The following is a 721-nucleotide window of genomic DNA, read 5'->3' on the forward strand; positions in this document are numbered from 1 at the left end:
GGCGCCCGTCGTGTCCGACGCCGAAAAGGCCCAGGACGCGGCCGCGCAGGACCTGCGTGAGGCCTTCGCAGGCAAGCCCCAGGCAAAGTGATCGACAGCGAACAGGATGGGCGACCTCGCGGTTGCCCATCTGTCTTTGAAGTTTGCTGGCCAAGGCGTTCATCGGCGTGGACCGCGCGGCGATCCCCATTTTGCGAACTTGGTTCCGCGCTGGACGATTACCACCGCGACGACCTCGGAGAGGAACACCGCTCATGACGCAACAGATATCCTTGGGCCAGTCCGGTCGGGCCGACGAAGCTGTACTGGAGGACGGAATCCGGGAGATTGCGCCCGACCTGGCCTATCGACGGCTCGTCATGGTCAACGTTGTCTTTTACGGCAGCCCGGATGCGGGTGATCGAGGCTGGGTGCTGGTCGACACCGGCGTAGTCGGCACCAAGAGCTTCATCGTGAGCGCCGCTGAGGCGCGTTTCGGTAAGGGCGCGCGGCCCTCGGCCATCGTGCTGACGCATGGGCACTTCGACCACGTCGGCGCCCTCGAAGACCTCGCCGCCGAATGGGACGTCCCCGTTTACGCACACAAGATCGAGCAACCCTACCTCAATGGCAGCGCCGCTTACCCGCCCGGCGATCCCGAGGTAGGGGGCGGCTTGATGGCCAAGCTGTCGCCGCTCTACCCCACGAAGCCCGTCGACGTGTCGACTCGCCTGCGCGCCTT

Annotated in this window: 1 protein-coding gene; it reads left to right on the forward strand. The window is 65.5% G+C overall.

Annotated features, from left to right (window positions below; translation table 11 throughout):
- Positions 1-254 precede the first annotated feature (254 nt).
- Positions 255-721, forward strand: a 467-nt coding sequence (locus D3273_RS27930; protein WP_129230306.1) for an MBL fold metallo-hydrolase, incomplete at its 3' end; no start/stop codon positions are given.

Origin of the sequence: Lichenibacterium minor (assembly GCF_004137685.1) — a bacterium.
GTDB lineage: Bacteria > Pseudomonadota > Alphaproteobacteria > Rhizobiales > Beijerinckiaceae > Lichenihabitans > Lichenihabitans minor.